The organism is Streptococcus sp. Marseille-P7376 (genome assembly GCF_902460385.1).
Taxonomy (GTDB): Bacteria; Bacillota; Bacilli; order Lactobacillales; family Streptococcaceae; genus Streptococcus; species Streptococcus sinensis.
Genome location: NZ_CABPTS010000001.1, coordinates 23496 through 43283 on the forward strand (window position 1 = coordinate 23496; position 19788 = coordinate 43283).

Annotated in this window: 19 protein-coding genes and 1 pseudogene; 3 read left to right on the forward strand and 17 right to left on the reverse strand. The window is 38.9% G+C overall.

The genetic code is table 11. The annotated features are described in order from the left end of the window. Positions 1-87: 87 nt before the first annotated feature. From FZ952_RS11885 to FZ952_RS00140, 5 genes are all read right to left on the reverse strand, one after another. Positions 88-264, reverse strand: coding sequence for a hypothetical protein (locus tag FZ952_RS11885; RefSeq protein ID WP_222861951.1), 177 nt, complete (start codon positions 262-264; stop codon positions 88-90). Positions 265-374: 110 nt separating this feature from the next. Continuing rightward, positions 375-929, reverse strand: coding sequence for a GNAT family N-acetyltransferase (locus FZ952_RS00125; RefSeq protein WP_148880143.1), 555 nt, complete (start codon positions 927-929; stop codon positions 375-377). Positions 930-1354: 425 nt separating this feature from the next. After that, the gene (gene ucpA / locus FZ952_RS00130) at positions 1355-2155 is read right to left on the reverse strand and encodes an SDR family oxidoreductase UcpA (RefSeq protein ID WP_148880144.1); all 801 of its coding nucleotides are present in this window, start codon (positions 2153-2155) and stop codon (positions 1355-1357) included. 248 nt (positions 2156-2403) lie between these two features. Next, positions 2404-3270, reverse strand: a complete 867-nt coding sequence (gene thrB, locus FZ952_RS00135; protein WP_062199231.1) for a homoserine kinase — start codon at positions 3268-3270, stop codon at positions 2404-2406. A gap of 1 nt (position 3271) precedes the next feature. Next, positions 3272-4558 (reverse strand): homoserine dehydrogenase, encoded by a 1287-nt coding sequence (locus FZ952_RS00140; protein ID WP_148880145.1) that lies wholly within the window; start codon positions 4556-4558, stop codon positions 3272-3274. A 133-nt stretch (positions 4559-4691) separates the two neighbouring features. Here FZ952_RS00140 and FZ952_RS00145 point away from each other — a divergent pair, with 133 nt between their 5' ends. Then, the gene (locus FZ952_RS00145; protein WP_148880146.1) at positions 4692-5636 is read left to right on the forward strand and encodes a polysaccharide deacetylase family protein; all 945 of its coding nucleotides are present in this window, start codon (positions 4692-4694) and stop codon (positions 5634-5636) included. 110 nt (positions 5637-5746) lie between these two features. Here FZ952_RS00145 and kphA read toward each other — a convergent pair whose 3' ends face one another. The 4 genes from kphA to FZ952_RS00165 all read right to left on the reverse strand — a co-directional run bounded on the left by kphA (position 5747) and on the right by FZ952_RS00165 (position 7969). Further along, on the reverse strand, positions 5747-5986 hold the full coding sequence (kphA, locus tag FZ952_RS00150) for an RNA-binding protein KphA (protein WP_005590445.1): 240 nt from the start codon (positions 5984-5986) through the stop codon (positions 5747-5749). Between the two features lie 19 nt (positions 5987-6005). Beyond that, on the reverse strand, positions 6006-6278 hold the full coding sequence (gene rpsP, locus FZ952_RS00155; RefSeq protein WP_062199236.1) for a 30S ribosomal protein S16: 273 nt from the start codon (positions 6276-6278) through the stop codon (positions 6006-6008). 124 nt (positions 6279-6402) lie between these two features. After that, positions 6403-7089, reverse strand: coding sequence for a YjjG family noncanonical pyrimidine nucleotidase (locus tag FZ952_RS00160; protein WP_148880147.1), 687 nt, complete (start codon positions 7087-7089; stop codon positions 6403-6405). Positions 7090-7549: 460 nt separating this feature from the next. Further along, positions 7550-7969 carry a recombinase zinc beta ribbon domain-containing protein gene (locus FZ952_RS00165; protein ID WP_148880148.1) on the reverse strand — a complete coding sequence of 140 codons (420 nt, stop codon included), beginning with the start codon at positions 7967-7969 and terminating at the stop codon, positions 7550-7552. A 32-nt stretch (positions 7970-8001) separates the two neighbouring features. On the opposite strand from FZ952_RS00165, the pseudogene FZ952_RS00170 reads away from it, so the two are divergent. After that, positions 8002-8184, forward strand: a pseudogene (locus FZ952_RS00170) (DUF5960 family protein); the annotation flags it as partial. A gap of 49 nt (positions 8185-8233) precedes the next feature. On the opposite strand, the gene FZ952_RS00175 reads toward FZ952_RS00170, so the two are convergent. The 7 genes from FZ952_RS00175 to lepA all read right to left on the reverse strand — a co-directional run bounded on the left by FZ952_RS00175 (position 8234) and on the right by lepA (position 17021). Continuing rightward, positions 8234-8770: a hypothetical protein gene (locus tag FZ952_RS00175; protein ID WP_148880149.1), complete on the reverse strand. Its 537-nt coding sequence runs from the start codon at positions 8768-8770 to the stop codon at positions 8234-8236. A gap of 393 nt (positions 8771-9163) precedes the next feature. Then, the gene (locus tag FZ952_RS00180) at positions 9164-10825 is read right to left on the reverse strand and encodes a hypothetical protein (protein ID WP_148880150.1); all 1662 of its coding nucleotides are present in this window, start codon (positions 10823-10825) and stop codon (positions 9164-9166) included. Between the two features lie 626 nt (positions 10826-11451). Next, on the reverse strand, positions 11452-12378 hold the full coding sequence (locus FZ952_RS00190; protein WP_148880151.1) for a DNA repair protein RadC: 927 nt from the start codon (positions 12376-12378) through the stop codon (positions 11452-11454). A gap of 52 nt (positions 12379-12430) precedes the next feature. After that, positions 12431-13264 (reverse strand): AraC family transcriptional regulator, encoded by an 834-nt coding sequence (locus FZ952_RS00195; protein ID WP_148880152.1) that lies wholly within the window; start codon positions 13262-13264, stop codon positions 12431-12433. Between the two features lie 86 nt (positions 13265-13350). Then, on the reverse strand, positions 13351-13845 hold the full coding sequence (locus FZ952_RS00200; RefSeq protein ID WP_148880153.1) for a YkgJ family cysteine cluster protein: 495 nt from the start codon (positions 13843-13845) through the stop codon (positions 13351-13353). 96 nt (positions 13846-13941) lie between these two features. Further along, positions 13942-14580, reverse strand: coding sequence for a hypothetical protein (locus FZ952_RS00205; protein ID WP_148880154.1), 639 nt, complete (start codon positions 14578-14580; stop codon positions 13942-13944). A 617-nt stretch (positions 14581-15197) separates the two neighbouring features. Then, a complete protein-coding gene (gene lepA, locus FZ952_RS00210) occupies positions 15198-17021 on the reverse strand; it encodes a translation elongation factor 4 (protein ID WP_148880155.1) in 1824 nt (607 codons plus the stop codon). A 136-nt stretch (positions 17022-17157) separates the two neighbouring features. Here lepA and FZ952_RS00215 point away from each other — a divergent pair, with 136 nt between their 5' ends. Then, on the forward strand, positions 17158-17973 hold the full coding sequence (locus tag FZ952_RS00215) for a Cof-type HAD-IIB family hydrolase (RefSeq protein ID WP_062199252.1): 816 nt from the start codon (positions 17158-17160) through the stop codon (positions 17971-17973). Positions 17974-18578: 605 nt separating this feature from the next. Here the strand turns inward: FZ952_RS00215 and hemH are convergent. Continuing rightward, positions 18579-19673, reverse strand: a complete 1095-nt coding sequence (gene hemH, locus FZ952_RS00220; protein WP_187423844.1) for a ferrochelatase — start codon at positions 19671-19673, stop codon at positions 18579-18581. Positions 19674-19788: the final 115 nt, after the last annotated feature.

Here is a 19788-nt window from a genome sequence, read left to right on the forward strand (position 1 = left end):
ACTGTCGGGGAAAACTTAAGAATAGTATCTTGTACGTCCTTGAAATCATCTACCCATTGCAGGCGATGATAATAGTGATTGGTCAGCTCATAAAAATCTTGACTGATTGTCCCTCGCTCGCAATAGGCACTTTCTAGTCCGCAGAGGACATTCTTTATCTATCGCAGCTAAAATTCGCTTAAAGAGTGGCACATCATAAGTATAATCTGAACGGACAAAGGTTCCATCTACATCTACTGCCACTAGTTTAATATCCTTATCCATTATATCTCTTCCTTGCTGTTCGATTATTTTTCTAAATAAGCTGAACTATAACTTTACTTTCATCCTTTTTCTTAAGCAAAGGCGACAGTTTCTACCAATAAACTCTATTTTTAGTAGTCGCTGAAACGTCTGTGCTTGATTTCAAAGTCGAAATAATGCTCCTCCTGAAGGCGGCGGAAGATATCTCGATAGGCTTCCTCATCAAAAGATTCTCCTCGATAAAGGATTTCAAAACTAAGCTCGTCATATTCCAAAAAAGCATTGGCTGAGCGGAATCCCTTACGCTGATAAAAGTCCCAGCGAGCCTGGCGTTGCTCAGGATTGTCACAAAGCTCATCCAGACGCTCAATCTCTAAGAGCATGGTTCGCTGATAAAAATTTACCAGCTTATCAATGATTTCCCCACCATATCCATGGCTGCGCAGGTGAGGCATAATGGCAAAAAAACTGACATAAAAAGCCTGTTCATTGGAAATAGCAAAAGCAAATCCAACAAACTCATTTTCATGATAAAAAGCGAAAAAATTAGCCTCTTCCTGATCTTCATAACGCAAAAACTCACTGAGCGACACCCTCTCCTCTTCCGGAAAAGCCTCAATATTCAAGGCTTCTACTTTGTCCAAATCCGGAAAATCTGCTGTAATAAGCTGGCTGGTTAAACTCATAAAATCACTCCTTTTCTATTGATAGTATAACAAATTTTGCAAAGGGTTTCAAAAACGAGCAAACTAGTTGGCAAGAGTTCATGAAAATCAAGGGAAACATCTTGGCTTGCTGATTGATTATTTACTTGCCTACACTAACCTGCACTGGAAACCTCCCTGATTGGTCATTAGTCTGTTGATTTCATCCTTGGGGGGTCCACCGCTTTCTACTGTAACTATCTGGACAAGGGGGTTATTTGTTTAACATCAACTCTGTAGTAGTAAGAAATCATAATCATGGATGCTCAGGATTTAGGTTATCGCTTTCCTCTGTACAAAATAAAAGGTATCGAAACCGCAGTAACAATTCCAACACCTTTTGAATTTTTTGATTGATAACCCTTCGTCTGCTAAAGCTACCTTCATAAATACAAATTCTTAATTTTCTAATTTGTCCCCATACTCATGGTTTCCGGCAAAGTACTACCTCCATCAATAACAACTTGAGAACCTGTTAAATAAGAGGATTCATCGCTTCCTAGAAATGCAAAAAGTTCACCAACCTCGTTTGGTTTTGCCAGACGTTTCATTGGTACACCACGGGCAATGTCATTGATAACACTTTCTGGATCGTCAGGATTTGACTCTTTTGCCATCTTTTCCACCATAGGTGTACGAGCATAGCCGAGCTGAGTGCAATTGACCCGAATATTACGATCAGCATATTCAACAGCCAAGGATTTTGTCAAACCGACAAGAGCTGCCTTAGTCATAGCATAGGCCGCTTCTCCGGCATCAGCTACAATGTCTCCTGTCACTGAAGAAGCAATAACAATCGCACCTTTTCCTTGTCTGAGCATAGGTTGGATAACAGCTTGACAGGTATTCCAAACACCCTTAATATTCACATCAATATGGAAATCTCTCATTTGGTCACTCATTTCCTCAAACGGAGCCAACTGACAAACACCGGCATTGCAACATGCAATATCCAAAGAACCGAATTGCTCCACTATCTTTCTCACCGCTGCTTCCATATCTTCTTTTTTCGATACATCTCCGACAAAAGTAATGACCTCTGCCTGATAAGAATCTCGAAGTTCTTGAGCAGTTTTTTCCAGCTCTATTGAATCAAGATCAATCAAGCAACATTTCGCTCCATATTTAGCATAAACAAGGGCAATCCCTTTTCCAAGTCCAGCAGCAGCTCCTGTGATTAAAGCTACCTTATTATCTAATTTCGCCATTTTCAACATCCTTTCTAAATAATAGTATAAGAAAAACGTTTTCAACCTAAGTGTAGTCTAAAAAAACACCTTTGTCAAATATTAATAGACTATGAAATATTCAATGAACACTATCATATAAAAGCTTTGTTAAGGACTTAAATGAGTCATATTGAACTATAAAAAAGAGAGAAGCTGCCTTCTCTCTCAATGTTAAAATTTGTCAGCTATTACAGCAACAAAATCTATGAATATTCTCTAGATCGCTTTTACTCTTCTACACGTACACCTTGAGTATCCACTTGCAGCTGGAAAACCTGACCGTCAAAACCTTGTTCCTTGATTAGTTTGTAAATCTGCTCAGCTTTATTTCGCGGAGATAAGACCATAACAGTCGGTCCAGCTCCAGAGATATAGGTCGCAAAAGCGCCCTGTTTTCTGGCTAAAAACTTGATATCAGAAAACTCTTTGATGAGCGGCTGACGGTACCTTTCATGAAATCGATCTGATTCAATGGCACGACCAGCTGTTTTCATATCTCCCTTTAAAAGTGCTGCAATGGCCACATTTGCTATGGAGCTCGCTGCAACTGCTTCCTTATAAGACAGACGGTTTGGCAAGACACGGCGGCTTTCAACTGTTCTTAACTCATAATCAGGGATGAAAGCGATAAAGCTAGCCTCTGGAAAGTCTGATACAACTGCTGAGACCTGATTGTGGAAGGAACTGGCAACCACGAGGTTCCCGTAGATTGCAGGAGCAACATTATCAGGATGACCTTCGATTTTTGTCGCAATCTTAAGCTTCTCATGATCAGATAAGTTCAGATTTGCTAGTTGATTGGCCAGTTCAATTCCTGCAACGATAACGGAGCTGGACGATCCAAGACCACGCGCCAAAGGAATGTCACTGGTCATTTTCAGACGGCGAGGATGAAGGTCTGGGGCTAATTGCAGGGCAATCTTAATTAGTAAATTACGTTTATCAGTTGGGATTCTAGGATTGATGTCATGCTCAATGACCCACTCCTGACTCTCCTCCAAGACTTCAATTTCCAAATATTTGGAGACAGCGACACCAACTGAGTCAAAGCCAGGCCCAATATTGGCACTAGTTGCTGGTACAATAATTTTCATCTTATTCTCCTAATACTTTAAAGGTATTGAGCAATTCAAACTCTGGTACCTCACGCAACTTAGCCACTACATTTTCTAGCTGAGTTTTGCTAACAGCGTGTGTGATAATCACCACACGAGCTGTTTCGCCATCGCTGCTTTCTTGAAGAATCTGCTTAAATGATACTTCCTCAGCATTGAAAATTTCAGCCAAATGCAAGACTTGACCTCTAGCATCTGGAGCCAAAATAGAGAAATAATAGCTGCTCTTCACATCCTCAGGCTTAGCCAGAACTAGCTCACGACTAAATTCATTGAAGGCTTTGCCGACAGTGTCTTCGTTTAGACGGCGGACAATACGGACGATATCTGCAACAACACTGGTAGCAGTTGGTTTCTGACCCGCACCTGGACCATAATACATAGACTCTCCAATACCGATTGACTCGACAAAGACCGCATTCATTACGCCATTTACGCTAGCTAGGGGATGTGCTTTAGGCAAGAAAGTAGGTGTCACCTCAGCAGCAATTCCGGATGGTGTTTCCTCGATAGACCCGACTAATTTAACCACATAGCCCAATTCCTGAGCAACTGCGACATCTTCAGGCGTGATATTGCGAATGCCTTGGTGGCCAACATCTTCAAACTTGATATTCATGCCGAAAGCAAATTGGCTGAGAATGACCATTTTATAAGCTGCGTCGATTCCATCAACGTCGTTGGTCGGATCACTTTCAGCAAATCCTAGACGTTGTGCTTCTGCAAGGGCAGCTTCGTATGACCAGCCTTCTTCTACCATCTTGGTCATCATGAAGTTAGAAGTTCCATTGACTACCCCCAGAACGCGAGTAATCTTATCAGATGCCAGTGAATTGACCAGTGTACGCAAAATTGGAATACCGCCTGCAACAGCAGCTTCATAATAAAGAGCAACGCCATTTTTCTGAGCAATATCTAACAATTCCGAACCATGAACCGCCAGTAAATCTTTATTGGCAGTTACCACATTCTTACCTGCCTCAAGCGCACGTGTAATAAAGGTTTTAGCTGGCTCAATCCGCCCCATCAGCTCCACTACAATAGCAATCTCGTCGTCATTTAAGATTTCATCCACATTGGTCACAAAGTTGAAATCATTCCCAGCAGCTAATAGACGTTCCTTTTCAGCATCATCCTTAACTAGGACCTTAGCTACCTCAATCTCTGAATGGGCAGCCTGAACAATCTTTTCTCCGTTTTCTTTCAGTAAGAAAGGAACACCGCTGGCAACCGTTCCAAAACCAAGTAAAGCAATTTTAACAGACATGAAGAACTCCTTGAATATTTCTTATATAAAAAATATTATAACAAAATTATATAGAAATGCCTACAAATCTATTTGTAGTTTTGTTATAATATAGGTAAAAATTTAAAAGTTCATAAGATTAGAAGGAGATATTATGGCAGGTAAACACACTGGAAATCGCATGCAAAGACGCAAAGCTAAGAAAAGAGCTATCTTTTTAGCTATATTCAACCTCTTCTTACTCCTCGTTTTGGTCATAGGAGGATTTTATCTTTGGAATACCAAATTCTCCTTCAACAAACAGACCACTGAAGGTAGTCAGACAGTGCAATCCACCTCTACACCTGCTTCTAATGTCACAAATGAAGATGATTCGAGCAAGGCTTCAACCGTAAAATGGGTAAAGCAGGATCAGCCAGTCAAAATTCCAATTTTAATGTATCATGCTATCCATGTGATGGATCCCTCTGAGGCTACAAATGCAGGTTTAATTGTAGATCCAAGCACTTTTGAAAGCCACTTGCAAGCTCTGAAAGAAGCTGGGTATTATACTTTAACTCCCGATGAAGCCTACAAGGTCTTGACAGAAAATGTCCTGCCTGAAAATAAAAAAGTAGTCTGGCTGACATTTGATGATAGTTTAAAAGACTTTTACACCAATGCCTTCCCGCTGCTTCAAAAGTACCAGATGAAGGCCACCAACAATGTCATCACTGGATTTGTCGAAGCAGGTCGAGAGGATATGTTGACTCTGGAAGAGATGAAAGAGATGAAAGCACAAGGCATGTCTTTTGAGGATCATACTGTCAACCACCCTGACCTTTCTGCTACATCAGCTGATCAGCAAACCACTGAATTACGAGATTCAAAAGCCTTTTTGGATAACAATCTCTCACAAAACACCACAACTGTTGCCTATCCATCCGGACGCTACAGCGATACTACTCTGCAAATAGCTGAAAGCCTCGGCTATAAGATGGGCGTAACAACCAATCACGGCCTTGCTTCACTTGCTGATGGTCTACTCTCACTCAATCGTGTTCGCATCAATCCAACAACCACTGCTGACGATTTATTAAATGAAATCGCAACGAATTAGATTAAAAAGCTGCTCTATATGAAGCAGCTTTTAAAAAACTTTTATCAACAGTAACAATAAGTGAAGATCCTCTTTTGCCCACTTAAAAAAGCAACGAAAATTCGTTGCTTTTACTTTTCATCAATGACGATGCGTACTTTTTTGTACTCGGTTGGGACAGAGTAAACAATCGTCCTTATAGCGGAGATAGTACGCCCCTTACGACCGATTACACGTCCAACATCACTTGGATCAAGATCAAGATGATACTCTAAAAACTCAGGTGTATCTTCAATCTTGATAGTTAAGGCATCTGGCTGTGAAATCAAAGGTTTCACTATCGCAATAATGAGATTTTCAATCGTGTCCATATATCAACCTGCACTTCTATTATTTAGAGTATTTTGAATCGTGGAATTTCTTCAATACGCCTTCTTTTGAAAGGATGTTGCGAACTGTATCTGAAGGTTGAGCTCCATCAGCCAACCATGCAAGAACGCGATCTTCTTTCAAAGTCACTTGGTTTTCAGCTACAAGTGGGTTGTAAGTTCCAACTGTTTCGATGAAACGTCCGTCACGAGGTGAACGTGAGTCTGCAACATTGATACGGTAGAAAGGTTTTTTCTTAGAACCCATACGAGTCAAACGGATTTTTACTGCCATTTTTAAAATATCTCTTTTCTTATTTTTTATTTCGGTGAAATAGCCGAGCTATTAAGCACATGTTCTATTATAGCAGATTAAAAACAGCTGTCAAGTTTTTTTCTTGACAGAGTTAAAAATTTTTTCAAATCAGCAATTTTTTAATTTCTTCATAAGAGGAAGCGGTATAAGTCGGTTGAGCAAGACTTTCATTTACCAACCGCTTGGGATTGTACCAGAGAGAGTCCAGTCCTGCATTATTGGCGCCAGCAATATCTGCTGTCAAGGAATCTCCAATCATCAAAGCCTGAGACAGATCAAAATCTGGTATCTGCTCTGCTATTTTTTCATAAAATAAAACTTCAGGCTTCTGAGTCCCCATCTTTTCCGAGATAAAAATATGATTAAAATAAGGAGAAATATCGGAATTGGCCATGCGGCCGGTCTGAATAGCCGTGATGCCATTGGTCGCTCCGTAAATCTCATAGTCAGCTGCTGTCAGACTGTCCAAAAGCTCGCTAGCACCAGCATATGTTTGTCCTTGCTGAGCAATATGCTGCTGATAGAGAAGGGCTAACTCGGCGCCATCTTTCTCAATGCCAAAATGAGCAAAAAGACGAGAAAAGCGCGTATTGACCAGCTCTGGCTTGGTGATTTTACCCTGCTCCAGATCCCGCCAAAGCCCCTTGTTCATGGGAATATAATAATCTTTGTAGGTCTGAATCTCCGTCACGCCCTGCTCCTCCAAAAACTGAGTCAGCGCGATGTCTTCTGCCGTATCAAAATCTAATAGCGTGTGATCAAGGTCGAATAGTAGAAATTTGTAATACAATTTGGGAAGTTTCCTTTCTAGGGGGGCAAAATTTAACATTTTGTCCAAATATGTTTACATTATACCATAAAAATAGCAGTCACCTCTCTAGTTGACTACTATCATAATTCTATTTCCTGCCCACTTTTGAAAGTAAAGATTGCAGTTTTATTGTCTGTGATGAAGACTTGCTTGAGAAATGTATGCCAATTTTTTTCATTAAACTCATTTATAAGCTCTTCTTGCCGAAAGAGGGAACTAACAAAATTAGAGAGCTTCATCACTCGACTTTGTTTATCATTCTTTTCAGCTGTTAGTTTCTCAAGGTTCGCCTTTGATGTATTGTACAGTTCACATAGATGCTGATAATTTTCTTGAAAGCTTGTTTGCTCTTGAACTTTTATGGTGTTACTTCTAATGAATTGTTCAACCTCACTCTCCAATGCATTTAGTTTCTTTTCAAGTATCAGAATCTCTCTATCTAATCTTCTGGTTCCTTCTCTATGTTAAGCAAGGCATTCATATTATTAATGATTTCCTGTTTATTAGTTATAAGTTTATTCAATGCTTGAATAAACCACTCTTTGACTTCAGCTTCAGTGACGTGTGGAGTGCTACACTTTTTCTCCCCATCATATTTATGATTACAACAATAAATCACACGTCGATACTTTGTATTCGAATGCCAAACCTTACTACCGAAAGCTGATCCACATGATTCACATATAAGTTTTCCTGAAAAAACAGCCTTAGAACTTTTCCTGTAAGTTTGTTTTTTTAACTCAGCTTGTACTAATTCAAAAACTTCTTTTGCAATGATGGCTTCATGATTATTCTCAACATAGTACTGGGGTAACTCCCCTTCATTGACTTTGCTTGATTTAGTCAGGAAATCCGTCACAAATGTCTTTTGAAGTAATGCATCTCCTTTGTACTTTTTTAACAGATGACATTATGCTTACCATGCACAAGTCACGAAAGAACTACTTCAAGCTCAATAAAGAGAACGCTAAAGATAACCGTGACCACTACTTCATCTTTGACGTTGAGGAACTTACAGAAAGTAAGCTAACTAAGAAGTACAGTTACCAGAAGACTGTAACAAGCGTGAGATAGCTCCTCATGCCTTTAATCATGGATACTTTAAAAGATTAGTAAAACACTATTATCTCTCCTCTGGAATAAAAACGTGAATATCACTCTCATCAGAGTTTAAGAATTTGATAAAGATGCGACGACCGAATATTTCATCAATGGTAGTCTCTTCAATTTCGAAATACACTTCACCCTTGCTTGATTTTTTTAAGTAATCGATGACAAGTTGTTCAAACCTTAATTGACCAGCAAGTTTTGTTGAATTTCTATTTGACTCAGGAGACTGTGCCCTTATATTCACATTATTTCCTTTTCCAAAAAATTGATTTACATCACTTTGATGTTCATCAATTTCGGGCTGAGTGAGTAGGTAATTTTGAAAACTATCTGCAATTAAGTGTCCACGGTCTTTACCATCAATCTTAGGTCTAGTATCATGCAATACATTCTGCAATACGTTTACAAAATAATTTTTTAGGGGAATCTTTCTTAATACCACTTTCCGTAAAGAGTCACCTTCAAATTTCGGCTCATTTAAAACCGAATAATCCACACTCGGAAACACAGTAACATCATAATATTGACCGTCGCTATTCCAATTTAACATATCTAGCCTCCTCGTATCCTACAATATTTAGTAAAGTATATCATAGAATGAATATTGTATCAAAAATTGTTCTAAAAACTGCTCTACTATGGTTGAAGAACTTATCAGGATACGTTCGTTTACATATTTCCCTTGTCAATGGAAACAAAAGCATACCCCATGTGTAAAAGGGAATAAATCTCCCTGTGACTATACTATCAGACCTAGACACTCACCTTTGGTCTTTACCCTGATACTTACAACCTATACGACAAAAAGCCTTGGTATCAAGACTTTTCATAATCCATTTTGTTCAAGTGTTAATAAACTTTTACGAGCAGACTAACACTCCACATGTGATAAGAGTTTTTCTATACTACGTCGAAATATAGTCTTAAAAAAGTTGGTTTCATACTATTTGACTAATTCAACAGCTTGTATAAAATCATTAATGTACGAATCGAAATCAATTAAAATATTGTTAGACCATAGCTTCTTATCTTCATTTAAATTTAAAAGTATACTACCTGTTTCATAAAATTTATAATCAAAAATATCTGAAATAAAAAATCTATGTGAAACATCTTCAACTGAAGATACATTATTATAATTAATAATACTTGCTAGATCTCTATAAATTGGATTAGATTGGACTCCTAACGAATCAAAGTTTCCTTGATGAAATATTAAGCCAAGTAGTAAGTTCGTAACCGCTACAAACTTGAACATTTCATAACTTAACATTTGATAAGGAATCTGTCCATTATATTGAGTACTACTCTCAAACATCAATTCCTTCGAAACCAGTTTAAATTGCAATTTATGAGGTAGGATTTGTAAATTGTTGAAAATTTCTCCTTCTTCGATTAACATTTTAATAATTATATCATCAACCTTTGAAACTGTTGATAGAGGACTATTCGTATACTCTTGAATTAGTACATCTAACTCATCAGAAAATGAATTGTGAGTGCTCCATTGCTGTATAATACTAGATTTTTCATCAACAGAAAGAGTTGATAAATCCAATTTACCATTTTCAACATGAAATTGAACAAAAGGATACAGATTAGATTCATAGTAGTCCCTTAATTCAGAATACTCTTCTAGTTTGAAATTATATTCTAATTTTTTCACATGGCTTTCACCAACTTGTTTCAAATAAAAATAATCATGAAAATCAATTGACAACTCATCAAATATCGGTGATAAAATCTTTCGAATTGTAGAGAAAATAAACCATGAATCCCTCTGATTAGTTTTTTTAACAGTACTTGGATTTACATGACTAGTACCTAAATCGATTAATTTAACCTGTAAACTATCTTGCCTGATTTCACCGACAGATATTTTTTGAAAGCAATTCTTTTTATAAAATAATATTTCCTTTTTGATTTTCTCAAACTCAACTGGATCACTTTCTTTATTTTTCTTGATTTTGTTATATTCATCAAGTAATCTAATAAGATGTTCAGTTAATATTGAACCTCCAATCATAATATTCCCTGGATTCAAATCTCCATGCCTAATCTTATACTTTATCAAATACGAAATATCTCTCAAGAAATAAATGCACAGATTCAATCCCTCTTGAAGAATAAAATCAAATACGGAGTCTTTGTTCAGTTCCTTACTAGATGGGGATATCTCTTGTAACACTGATATAAGACTTGCTCTGGCCTTCAAATAATCCTTTAATGTTATAGAGTTTTCTACTAATTCCATTATCGAATAATATACGGGTACTGGAAAAATCAATTTACCACTATCGTATACCCTTGCAATAGTATCTCCAAGTTTCACATTGCTGTTTTTCTTAGTTTCCTCAATTGCTTTGAATTCAAATTTATCATCTGTGATAAAGTATAGTTTAACCAATTGTTCAATTTTTAAATACTTATGAAATACAATGAAAGTGATACCGTTCGCACCATTAGATAAAACCCGCTTAAACTCTATATTTTGAAAAGCTGGTAGTCTATTTTCAGTTAAAAACTGCTTCCCATTGTAGCATAAAACTCCATCATCTTCTATAGATATCTTTTTCAATCTACACTCAACATCTGCTCTGGCCATTATGGTTACTCCTACAATTATTTTCTGATTTATTATACCATTAAAGGTACTAAAAAACAACAAACCTCATCAGGTTGCTGTTCTTATAATATTACCGAAGTCCCTACAAAGAGTATCGCTTTTCTTATCCCCTTTCGTTCAAAGGTTTCTGGGCTTTTAGGAGCATGGAAACACACATTCCGTCTGGTAAGTCAGTGGTAATGTATCTCCTACATTCTAACGATTTGATACTATCCAAACGATTATTCATTTTCAATCGAAAACTAGCTCCTGCTCTACCAAACTACTATTTAGAAAAGTCTTGATTAACCTCTAAGATGCGAGAAAAAGCCCTGAAACCACGCTATTTCAAGGCTTTTTAATCATTTAGTTGTATCAGCTAATCACTATTGATTTCAAAAAGTAGAAATTTGTATGACAAAATCGAAATCCTTTCTGTAACTGTAGTAGCTTCATTATACCACAATACATAAAAAACCAGCCGCTCAAAAATAAACGGCTGATTTCTAATCTATTTCACCACTGGTATCCAGAGATTTATTTGATAGTCTGGTGACTCTGGTTTTGATCCTGCTGCATTACATTCTTTTATTTCCCAAACAGCATCTTCGTTTTTCTAACTTCTTCTACTCTTCTTTATAGTGAATACACAAATCTCTAAATTTATTATCTAACGCTGCAATATCATACAAGACTTCTGACAGTTTCTGATAATCTTCCTTGATACAAAATAGATGAGCTTGGCTGAATAATCTTGCTAAATTTTCTTTTATTTCAGATCTGACCGTATCGTGGTCTTTTAAGAAGTTGCTCATGTATAGATTTCTGATAGAAGCTAATTTGAAGCTAAAGTATTGATGAAGATGTTTTTGTTCTTCATTCAAGCTATTGTCCGCTACCGACTTGGCATATCTTGCTATCACATTCTCCTCGCCGTGCTCATATCGTTGCTTCATCAGTATAGATGTTTTCTGGTAAATCTCTTTGGAAGTTGGAGATTTGATTTTTTGGAAGTTTCCCCACATGGAGAAAGAACCTCTTTTATAGTCGATATTTTTAGCTTCCCAGGCATTCGAAAATTCTGAGAAAGTCATTTTCATACAAGCAAAACCTGCTGGATCATGGAAATAGATAAACTCATCATCTAGATCATAAACTGAAACAAAATGGTCCACCCCATACAAATGAATATGATTGGGATTATAAGTCAGATACCCCATGTCCAAAGGGCCAAGAACAACTGGTCCGCTGAGCAAGAACTTACTTAAGCTCTCTCTGATAGAGATATGATTCACAGCATTTGAATCCTTTATATAGTATTCATCATATGTAAAGCCCAGAATGTTTAAAGAATGGCTGATAGAACTATCTGGCATCCCATTATCCAAGAAGACTAAGGGGTGCTTTTCATCTTCCTTTATAATACTAGCACCATTTCCCATCACCATAATGGCTTCCAAAAACTCAGGGCGAACATCATAACCATACGAATGCAGCGCCATTGCAAGTGAATATGTATAACAGAGAGAAACGTCCCCAAAATACATTTGCATAGCATCTCCTCCTCTGTAATTGACACCTAAAAAATGACTTGCAATCACCATTTTATTTCACCACAGGTATCCAGAGTTCCATTTGATAGTCTGGCGAGGACATGTCTCCCTCGGTGTAAACTTCAAAGTCTGGTGCTCCTGAGTGGCGATAACCTGTTTCTGGGAAGAAGACTTCCAAAACATATTTCCAAGCATGGTGGATGCTGGCAGGTATAGCCCCCTTGACTGGTACGATGGCATATTCAGCTGCTGGGATTTCCTTGATAGAAAGGCCTAGGGCTTCTGCTTTCGCTTTATCCGTCACATCATAAGCCGCCATGTAGTTAATGATTTCACCCTCTTTGACATCAGAGCAGAGGCCAAAGGATTGGCCACTGCCCATACTTTCTAAGCTTTCAAAGCTGTGATTTGCATAGAGCTGCTCCCAATCAGATGGGCACTGGCTATTGTCGATAGCTTCCAATAGGACGCCTGCCACGGTCAAAGCAGGTTTTTTTTGAATCTTGATATCCATGTTCTTTCCTCCTGTAATCTTTAAGGATAATTGAAGTCTAGGAAAGACCCGATAAGGTTTTCCATTCCTAACTTCTGAGGGGGTTACACCATGGAATTTCTTGAAAGCTGCGCTAAAGGCATCCGCAGACTCATAGCCGTATTTGAGTGCTATATCAATAACTTTCTCAGAGCTTTCCCGCAAGTCTGTCACAGCTTCTGACAGCCTGCGATTGCGCAAATATTCTGCTAAAGTCGTATCTGCTAGGATGGAAAAGAGCCTGCTAAAGAGAGCATAAGAATAGCCCGATAGCTGCTGGAATTTCTGCAAATCCACTTCTGCGTCCAACTTACTTTCCAGATATTCTATGGTTCGATTGAATTGATGCATCATATTCTTTTCTGCCTACCTCCTAACTATAGTCTAGCAGTTCTAAGATACTTTCGCCCCAGAATTTTTGTACAAGATTTAGGGGATTTCTACAATCTCTCCCGCAGCTTCTCCACAAAGAGATAAGCCGCTGGACAGGTCAGGGTATTTTTAATGGTCAGATGGTTGATTTGGTGGATCTTTTTACGATCTGTATGAGGGAATTCACGACAAGCTTTGGGACGAACATCATAGATAGAACAGAGATTATCTCCGCCTAAAAACGGACAAGGCATCGCCTTGAAAACCTTGTCGCCGTCTTCGTCCACCTGCAGAAATTCCTCTTCAAAAGCCGGCAGCTTCATCTTAAAATACTTGGCAATACGGACAATATCAGCTTCCTTAAAGTCTGGCCCTAAAGTCTTACAGCAATTAGCACAGGCTGTACAGTCAATCTCTTCAAAGACCTCATCATGGATCTGCTGGGCAATCTTATCGAGGTTTTTTGGTGGCTTTTTCTTGAGACTGGCTAAAAATTTTCGGTGTTCTTTCTGCTTTTGCAGGGCTAGTTGGTGGTACTTTTCAAGGTCAATTTCTTGAGGCATGGTCTCTCATTCTCTCTATTCATAGGCATTTGACACTTAGCATTATACCATAAAATAAAAAAACGGCAGCTTTTAATAAAAACTGCTGTTTCATTTTTAGATATTCGATTTTCCTGACTCTTCTAGCTTTTCATCCCAAGTGTATTCAATATAATAAACGAATTTACCGAGAGTATCTGAGTCCCCTTCAAAGGAGATGAGATAGATCTTATCCTTTTGTTTGAAAATCCAGCTAGTGAGGTATTGCCCAGATTTCATATTGACATTTACTTGATAAGCATCATTTCCTGAAACAGTCGTTTTTGCTCCCCAAAATTTCTCAGCCTCTTTATTCTCGCTCCAATTATAATATATGCGATTTGCGATTGTCTCGGCCGTGAAATCCTCACCTTCTCCAATATTAGCTTTTTCCTTCGTATAGGCATTCATACTGACAATGTTGTAGCCGGAACCATCTGTATACTGGATACTGTCTCCACCACCTAAATCAGTAAACTTAACCCAGTTCTTTGGAATGCTGATGTAGCCATAGTCATCTGAACCGACACGTTTGGTTTCTGCAGTGACCAAACTATCATCCGCACTGGAGCTTGAGCTGCTATCACCTCTTAAAGAGAAAGTCTCACTCGTTGAAAACGACTTAACTCTCCCCGTTTTCCTAGGAAATAATACACAGGAACTCAATGTCAAGCCTATTAAGCCCATCATAAGCAATAAAATCCATTTCTTTTTCATAGAAAAACTCCTTTCCACAAGAGTAAATTGTACCAATAACTATATTTTACCATATTTATCCATTTGCAAAAAACATTTACTGTCTAATCTGATAACTAAAGACAAGGAGCGTCATTGTGGTGTAATCTATACGAAGTTAAAAATAATATCTCCATTTGATTGCTACACTTCCGATTTTAGCCCCTCTGGACCTGACTAAAGATTTAATTTTTGTCAGAACTACCAACTCTGGCTTGATTCTGGTATTTTTGTTACAAACTGTTTTAGAACATTCTCAAGTTGATAGACTGCTTCTTTTTAAGATTTTTTAAAAAGAAAGTTTCACTTTTAACTCACACATCCCAGAGGCACTATACAACGTAATATAACCATCTCCGACAGCCTCGAAACGAAAAGTTTTGAACAAATTCAAGCGATTTTTCTAGTATATCTTTCTTTTGTAAGGGATTGATTGTGTGAGAAAAGCCCTTCTTTCAACTTTTCTGTTCATCATAGTAGTTTCATTCCATCTTGTTCTAGCTCATTTTTACACGATACATAAAAAATCCTAGCTTGCTAGGATTTTAAACTGTCATTTAATTTATCTCTTGAATCGGGTGAATAACATCCACTGGATGTTATTCATCATCCATACTCAAGACACTGAGGAAGGCTTCTTGCGGAACTTCAACAGATCCGATAGCTTTCATCCGTTTTTTACCAGCTTTTTGTTTTTCTAGGAGTTTGCGCTTACGAGAAACGTCACCACCATAACATTTAGCCAAGACGTTCTTACGCAGGGCCTTGATATCTGTCCGAGCCACGATTTTCTGACCGATAGCGGCCTGAATTGGTACTTCAAACTGCTGGCGCGGGATGATTTTCTTGAGCTTGTCCACAATCAGCTTACCGCGCTCATAGGCAAATTCTTTGTGAACGATAAAGCTGAGAGCATCAACCTTGTCGCCATTGAGGAGAATATCCATCTTCACCAGCTTGGACGAGCGATACTCAGAAATTTCATAGTCAAAGCTAGCATAGCCACGAGTAGAGGACTTGAGCTTGTCAAAGAAGTCAAAGACGATTTCAGCAAGTGGGATTTGATAAATGACATTGACCCGATTATCATCGATATAGTCCATGGTCACAAAGTCACCGCGCTTGCGTTGAGCCAACTCCATCACCGCTCCGACAAATTCCTGTGGCACCATAATCTGCGCCTTGACATAAGGCTCCTCAATGGAATCAATCTTGGTCGGGTCCGGAAACTCGCTCGGATTGGACACATCAAGCGAAGTACCATCTGTCATATTGACCTTATAGATAACGGATGGCGCCGTCATAATCAGATCGATATTAAACTCACGCTCCAAACGCTCCTGAATGACATCCATGTGCAGTAAGCCCAGGAATCCACAACGGAAACCAAATCCTAATGCCTGTGATGTTTCTGGTTCAAACTGCAGACTGGCATCGTTTAGCTGGAGTTTTTCGAGAGCCTCACGCAGGTCATTGTATTTATTGGACTCGATAGGATAGAGACCAGCGAAGACCATAGGATTCATCTGCTTGTAGCCAGCTAGTGGCTCTGCAGCTGGATTGTCCGCCAAGGTCACTGTATCTCCGACCCGAGTATCCTGTACCGTCTTGATAGAGGCTGCGATATAACCAACATCCCCAGTAGCCAAGAAATCACGACCAACGGCCTTGGGCGTAAAGATGCCGACCTCAGTTACATCAAAGGTCTTGCCATTACTCATGAGCTGAATGCTATCTCCTGGCTTGACCACACCGTCCATCACCCGCACTTGCAGGATTACCCCACGATAGGCATCGTAGACTGAGTCAAAAATCAAGGCCTTGAGCGGTGCTTCAACATTTCCAGTCGGAGCTGGAACTTTTTCCACTATCTGTTCGAGGATTTCTTCAATTCCGATACCAGCTTTAGCCGAAGCCAACACAGCTTCGCTTGCATCCAAACCAATGACATCTTCAATCTCTGTTCGAACTCGCTCTGGATCAGCAGCTGGAAGGTCAATTTTATTGATAACTGGTAAGATTTCCAAATCATTATCTAAAGCAAGATAAACATTGGCTAAAGTTTGTGCTTCAATACCTTGTGCTGCATCGACCACCAGAATAGCCCCTTCACAGGCTGCCAATGATCGCGATACTTCATAAGTAAAGTCCACATGCCCTGGTGTATCAATCAAATGAAAAATATAAGTTTCACCGTTCTTAGCTCTATAATTAAGTTCAATCGCATTGAGCTTAATAGTAATGCCCCGCTCCCTTTCCAAATCCATACTATCTAAAAGTTGAGCTTGCATTTCCCGGCTGGATACAGTATCCGTCGCTTCCAAAATTCGATCTGCCAAAGTTGACTTACCGTGGTCAATGTGAGCAATGATGGAGAAATTCCGAATCCGCTCCTGCCGCTTTTTTAATTCATCTACATTCATTTTTCTCTTCCTTTTCGGGTATTCTATTTATTATAACATAAGAAAGGTGACTTTTACCAGTCCTGAAAAGGCATACCATATTCCGTTTCATTTATGCTATAATAAAAATAAATACATTTACAGAAACGAGAATGCTATGATTAAACTAATCGCATTAGACATGGACGGTACGCTTTTAAATAGTCAAAAAGAAATTCCCCAAGCACATATTCAAGCGATTCATCAAGCTGTCGAACATGGAGTAAAGCTGGTTCTTTGTACAGGTCGCCCTCTAGTCGGAGTGAAACCTTATTATGAACAATTAGGACTGAGTGGAGATAATGAATATGTCATTATCAATAACGGCTGCTCCACTCATCAAACAAAGGATTGGAAGCTTGTTAATTGGAAAGAGCTAAGTGCAGAGGATATGCTTTATCTGGATAGAATCGCCAAGCAAACTCCTGCCCAACTGACTCTTTTTGACGAAGAACGCTATTTAGTAGTTAACGAAAAACCAAGCGACCTAGTCACCTATGATGCTAGCCTTGTCTTCACAACCCCAACAGAAATCAGTCTCGAAGAAGCTATCAGCAGTAAAAATATTATATTTCAAGCTATGTTTTTAGCCCAGCCTAATGAGTTAGATACCTTTGAAAAACAATTTGGTTCGCAGATTTCTCAACGTTTCAGCGGTGTTCGCTCACAACCGGTCATTTACGAAGCCATGCCAAAGGGCACTACTAAAGCAACAGCTCTTAAGCAATTAGCTCAACACTTAGAGATTGAACCTCAAGAAATTATGGCACTTGGTGATGCCAACAACGACATTGAAATGATCCAATTTGCAGGTCTTGGCGTGGCTATGGGCAATTCTAGCAACTATGTTAAAAAACTAGCCAATTATGTGACAGATACCAATGATGCGAACGGTGTCGCCGCAGCTATTGAAAAGTTTATTTTGAATCAATGAGATATAAAAGATGGTGGGACAGAAGTAATTTTTTAAAATTTTACTTCATCCTCTTGCCTCTAGACTGAGATTAAAAGGATCTTTCAGACATTATTTTGTTATCACTTAGTTTATCTTTTATTACCTTATTAGATTAAACAGTCTGGGAAACTGTTGATCAGAACAAAGCGAGGCTGAAACAAAAGTGTCTCAGCCTTTTTTGTTGCAATCTAAAAAGTATCGAGATTAGAAAATCTCTATTCCCTTCTTTTTTCACATTTTCCAGTATACTTGCAGGTGGCTGGTAAGATGGGAGTGCCTAGCTCCTGTCAAAAAGCTGCTGATACGGTGCAGTAAACAGATCTTAACACAATGATCCTAATCCAACCAGAGTGCTCCGCTACATCTCCTCCATAATTAGAAAATGATAAACATAAAGCCGATAAGGATTATGTCCAAAAACATAATTGGCCATCGCAACGGCTTTCCTCCATGTAAAGTTACATATTCTTAGTGCTGGCACAAAGACTACTGGCAAAGCAGTTCCCTGATCAAATCTTGGTGCCAAAGTATCGCGAATTTCCCTTCTGAAATCATGTTATAAAGTCAGCAACGAAAATGCATAATCAGCTTTTAGGCAGTTTTCCTGCTTTCTCCAGCATTTTCTTGACAAAGTATGGCATTTTAACATTTTCGCGGCCTTTTTTCTCAATCAATTTCTTGACAAAATCTGGCATTTTCAGCTCTGCACCTTCTGCCAGAATCTGACTGCTCTCCTCCGACGGCTGCAATTCATCAAATGTTTCTTCTTCTGGAAAACATTCTTTGAAAGGTTCATGCTTATGGCGGTGGATACTTTGAATCAGAGCGTCAATTAGACGGTCATCTGCATTGGGCATAGGCGGTCTATGATAGGCAACACCCAGATCTTCGCAAAGTTCCTTACACTCCACGTCATTGTCAAAAAGGACCTCTATATGCTCACTGATAAAGCTAATCGGCACAAAAATATAATGCTGCGGATGTGTTTCTTGCTGGCGCATGTAGTCCAGCACGTCAGGTTTGATCCAAGGGAGTCCGATGTCACTCTCACTTTGCCAAACATTGAGATAATCCTCTTCTGTCAGACCTAACCTTTCAGCAATCAAACGGGCATTGTCATAGATCTGATCAATGTAAGGATCTCCGAAATCCAAGGCCAGAATAGGCACACTGTGGGCTGAGAAGAAAATCTTGAAGGTCTCCTCTCCAACCTCTTCTGTAAGAATCTTTCTCAGTTCCTCTGCCCAATAATCAAGAATAGCTTCTTCTTGATACCATTCCTTAATGATATTAAAGCGGATGGAGTCACTCTGGATAAACTTCTCATAACCCATAACAGAATAGTAAGAAAAATGCGGCTCTAGGATCAAACAGATACAATCCTCAATACCATCCTCTTCCATCCGCTCAATCACATCTGGGATAAAAGGACGTGAGAATTTATTGGCAAAATAAACCGCATACTCACCAGATAAACGCTGACGGACCTTTTCCACCTCTTCTAGACTGATACGCTGCAGAGGCGTTCCGCCAATGAGGACATAGTTATCATAGAGGGTCTGAATCTCATGGTCTTGCGGCCTGACACCGCGGCGAATATTGGTAAAAAATTCAGCCACTCCCTCAAAGCTAATCTCCTCTGGCGAGCCAAAAGTCATCATTAGAACTGCTTTCTTCATCATCTTTCCTCTTCAATCACCTTGTGAAAACCAAACTAGCCTTTCAATGGTTTACTTGTAATTTCTTTCATTTTAACATCTTAAAAAAGACTTGAATAGCCTAAAATCCCATTCT

What these genes read in the sequence shown, in the direction of transcription:
- thrB (WP_062199231.1), bottom strand. Translation starts at nt 3,270, where the DNA reads ATGAAAATTATTGTACCAGCAACTAGTGCCAATATTGGGCCTGGCTTT.
- FZ952_RS11885 (WP_222861951.1), bottom strand. Translation starts at nt 264, where the DNA reads ATGGATAAGGATATTAAACTAGTGGCAGTAGATGTAGATGGAACCTTT.
- rpsP (WP_062199236.1), bottom strand. Translation starts at nt 6,278, where the DNA reads ATGGCAGTAAAAATCCGTTTGACTCGTATGGGTTCTAAGAAAAAACCT.
- FZ952_RS00215 (WP_062199252.1), top strand. Translation starts at nt 17,158, where the DNA reads ATGATTAAACTAATCGCATTAGACATGGACGGTACGCTTTTAAATAGT.
- FZ952_RS00140 (WP_148880145.1), bottom strand. Translation starts at nt 4,558, where the DNA reads ATGTCTGTTAAAATTGCTTTACTTGGTTTTGGAACGGTTGCCAGCGGT.
- hemH (WP_187423844.1), bottom strand. Translation starts at nt 19,673, where the DNA reads ATGAAGAAAGCAGTTCTAATGATGACTTTTGGCTCGCCAGAGGAGATT.
- FZ952_RS00180 (WP_148880150.1), bottom strand. Translation starts at nt 10,825, where the DNA reads ATGGCCAGAGCAGATGTTGAGTGTAGATTGAAAAAGATATCTATAGAA.
- FZ952_RS00190 (WP_148880151.1), bottom strand. Translation starts at nt 12,378, where the DNA reads ATGCAAATGTATTTTGGGGACGTTTCTCTCTGTTATACATATTCACTT.
- FZ952_RS00200 (WP_148880153.1), bottom strand. Translation starts at nt 13,845, where the DNA reads ATGCCTCAAGAAATTGACCTTGAAAAGTACCACCAACTAGCCCTGCAA.
- FZ952_RS00145 (WP_148880146.1), top strand. Translation starts at nt 4,692, where the DNA reads ATGGCAGGTAAACACACTGGAAATCGCATGCAAAGACGCAAAGCTAAG.
- FZ952_RS00195 (WP_148880152.1), bottom strand. Translation starts at nt 13,264, where the DNA reads ATGATGCATCAATTCAATCGAACCATAGAATATCTGGAAAGTAAGTTG.
- FZ952_RS00125 (WP_148880143.1), bottom strand. Translation starts at nt 929, where the DNA reads ATGAGTTTAACCAGCCAGCTTATTACAGCAGATTTTCCGGATTTGGAC.
- FZ952_RS00175 (WP_148880149.1), bottom strand. Translation starts at nt 8,770, where the DNA reads ATGTTAAATTGGAATAGCGACGGTCAATATTATGATGTTACTGTGTTT.
- kphA (WP_005590445.1), bottom strand. Translation starts at nt 5,986, where the DNA reads ATGGACACGATTGAAAATCTCATTATTGCGATAGTGAAACCTTTGATT.
- FZ952_RS00205 (WP_148880154.1), bottom strand. Translation starts at nt 14,580, where the DNA reads ATGAAAAAGAAATGGATTTTATTGCTTATGATGGGCTTAATAGGCTTG.
- ucpA (WP_148880144.1), bottom strand. Translation starts at nt 2,155, where the DNA reads ATGGCGAAATTAGATAATAAGGTAGCTTTAATCACAGGAGCTGCTGCT.
- lepA (WP_148880155.1), bottom strand. Translation starts at nt 17,021, where the DNA reads ATGAATGTAGATGAATTAAAAAAGCGGCAGGAGCGGATTCGGAATTTC.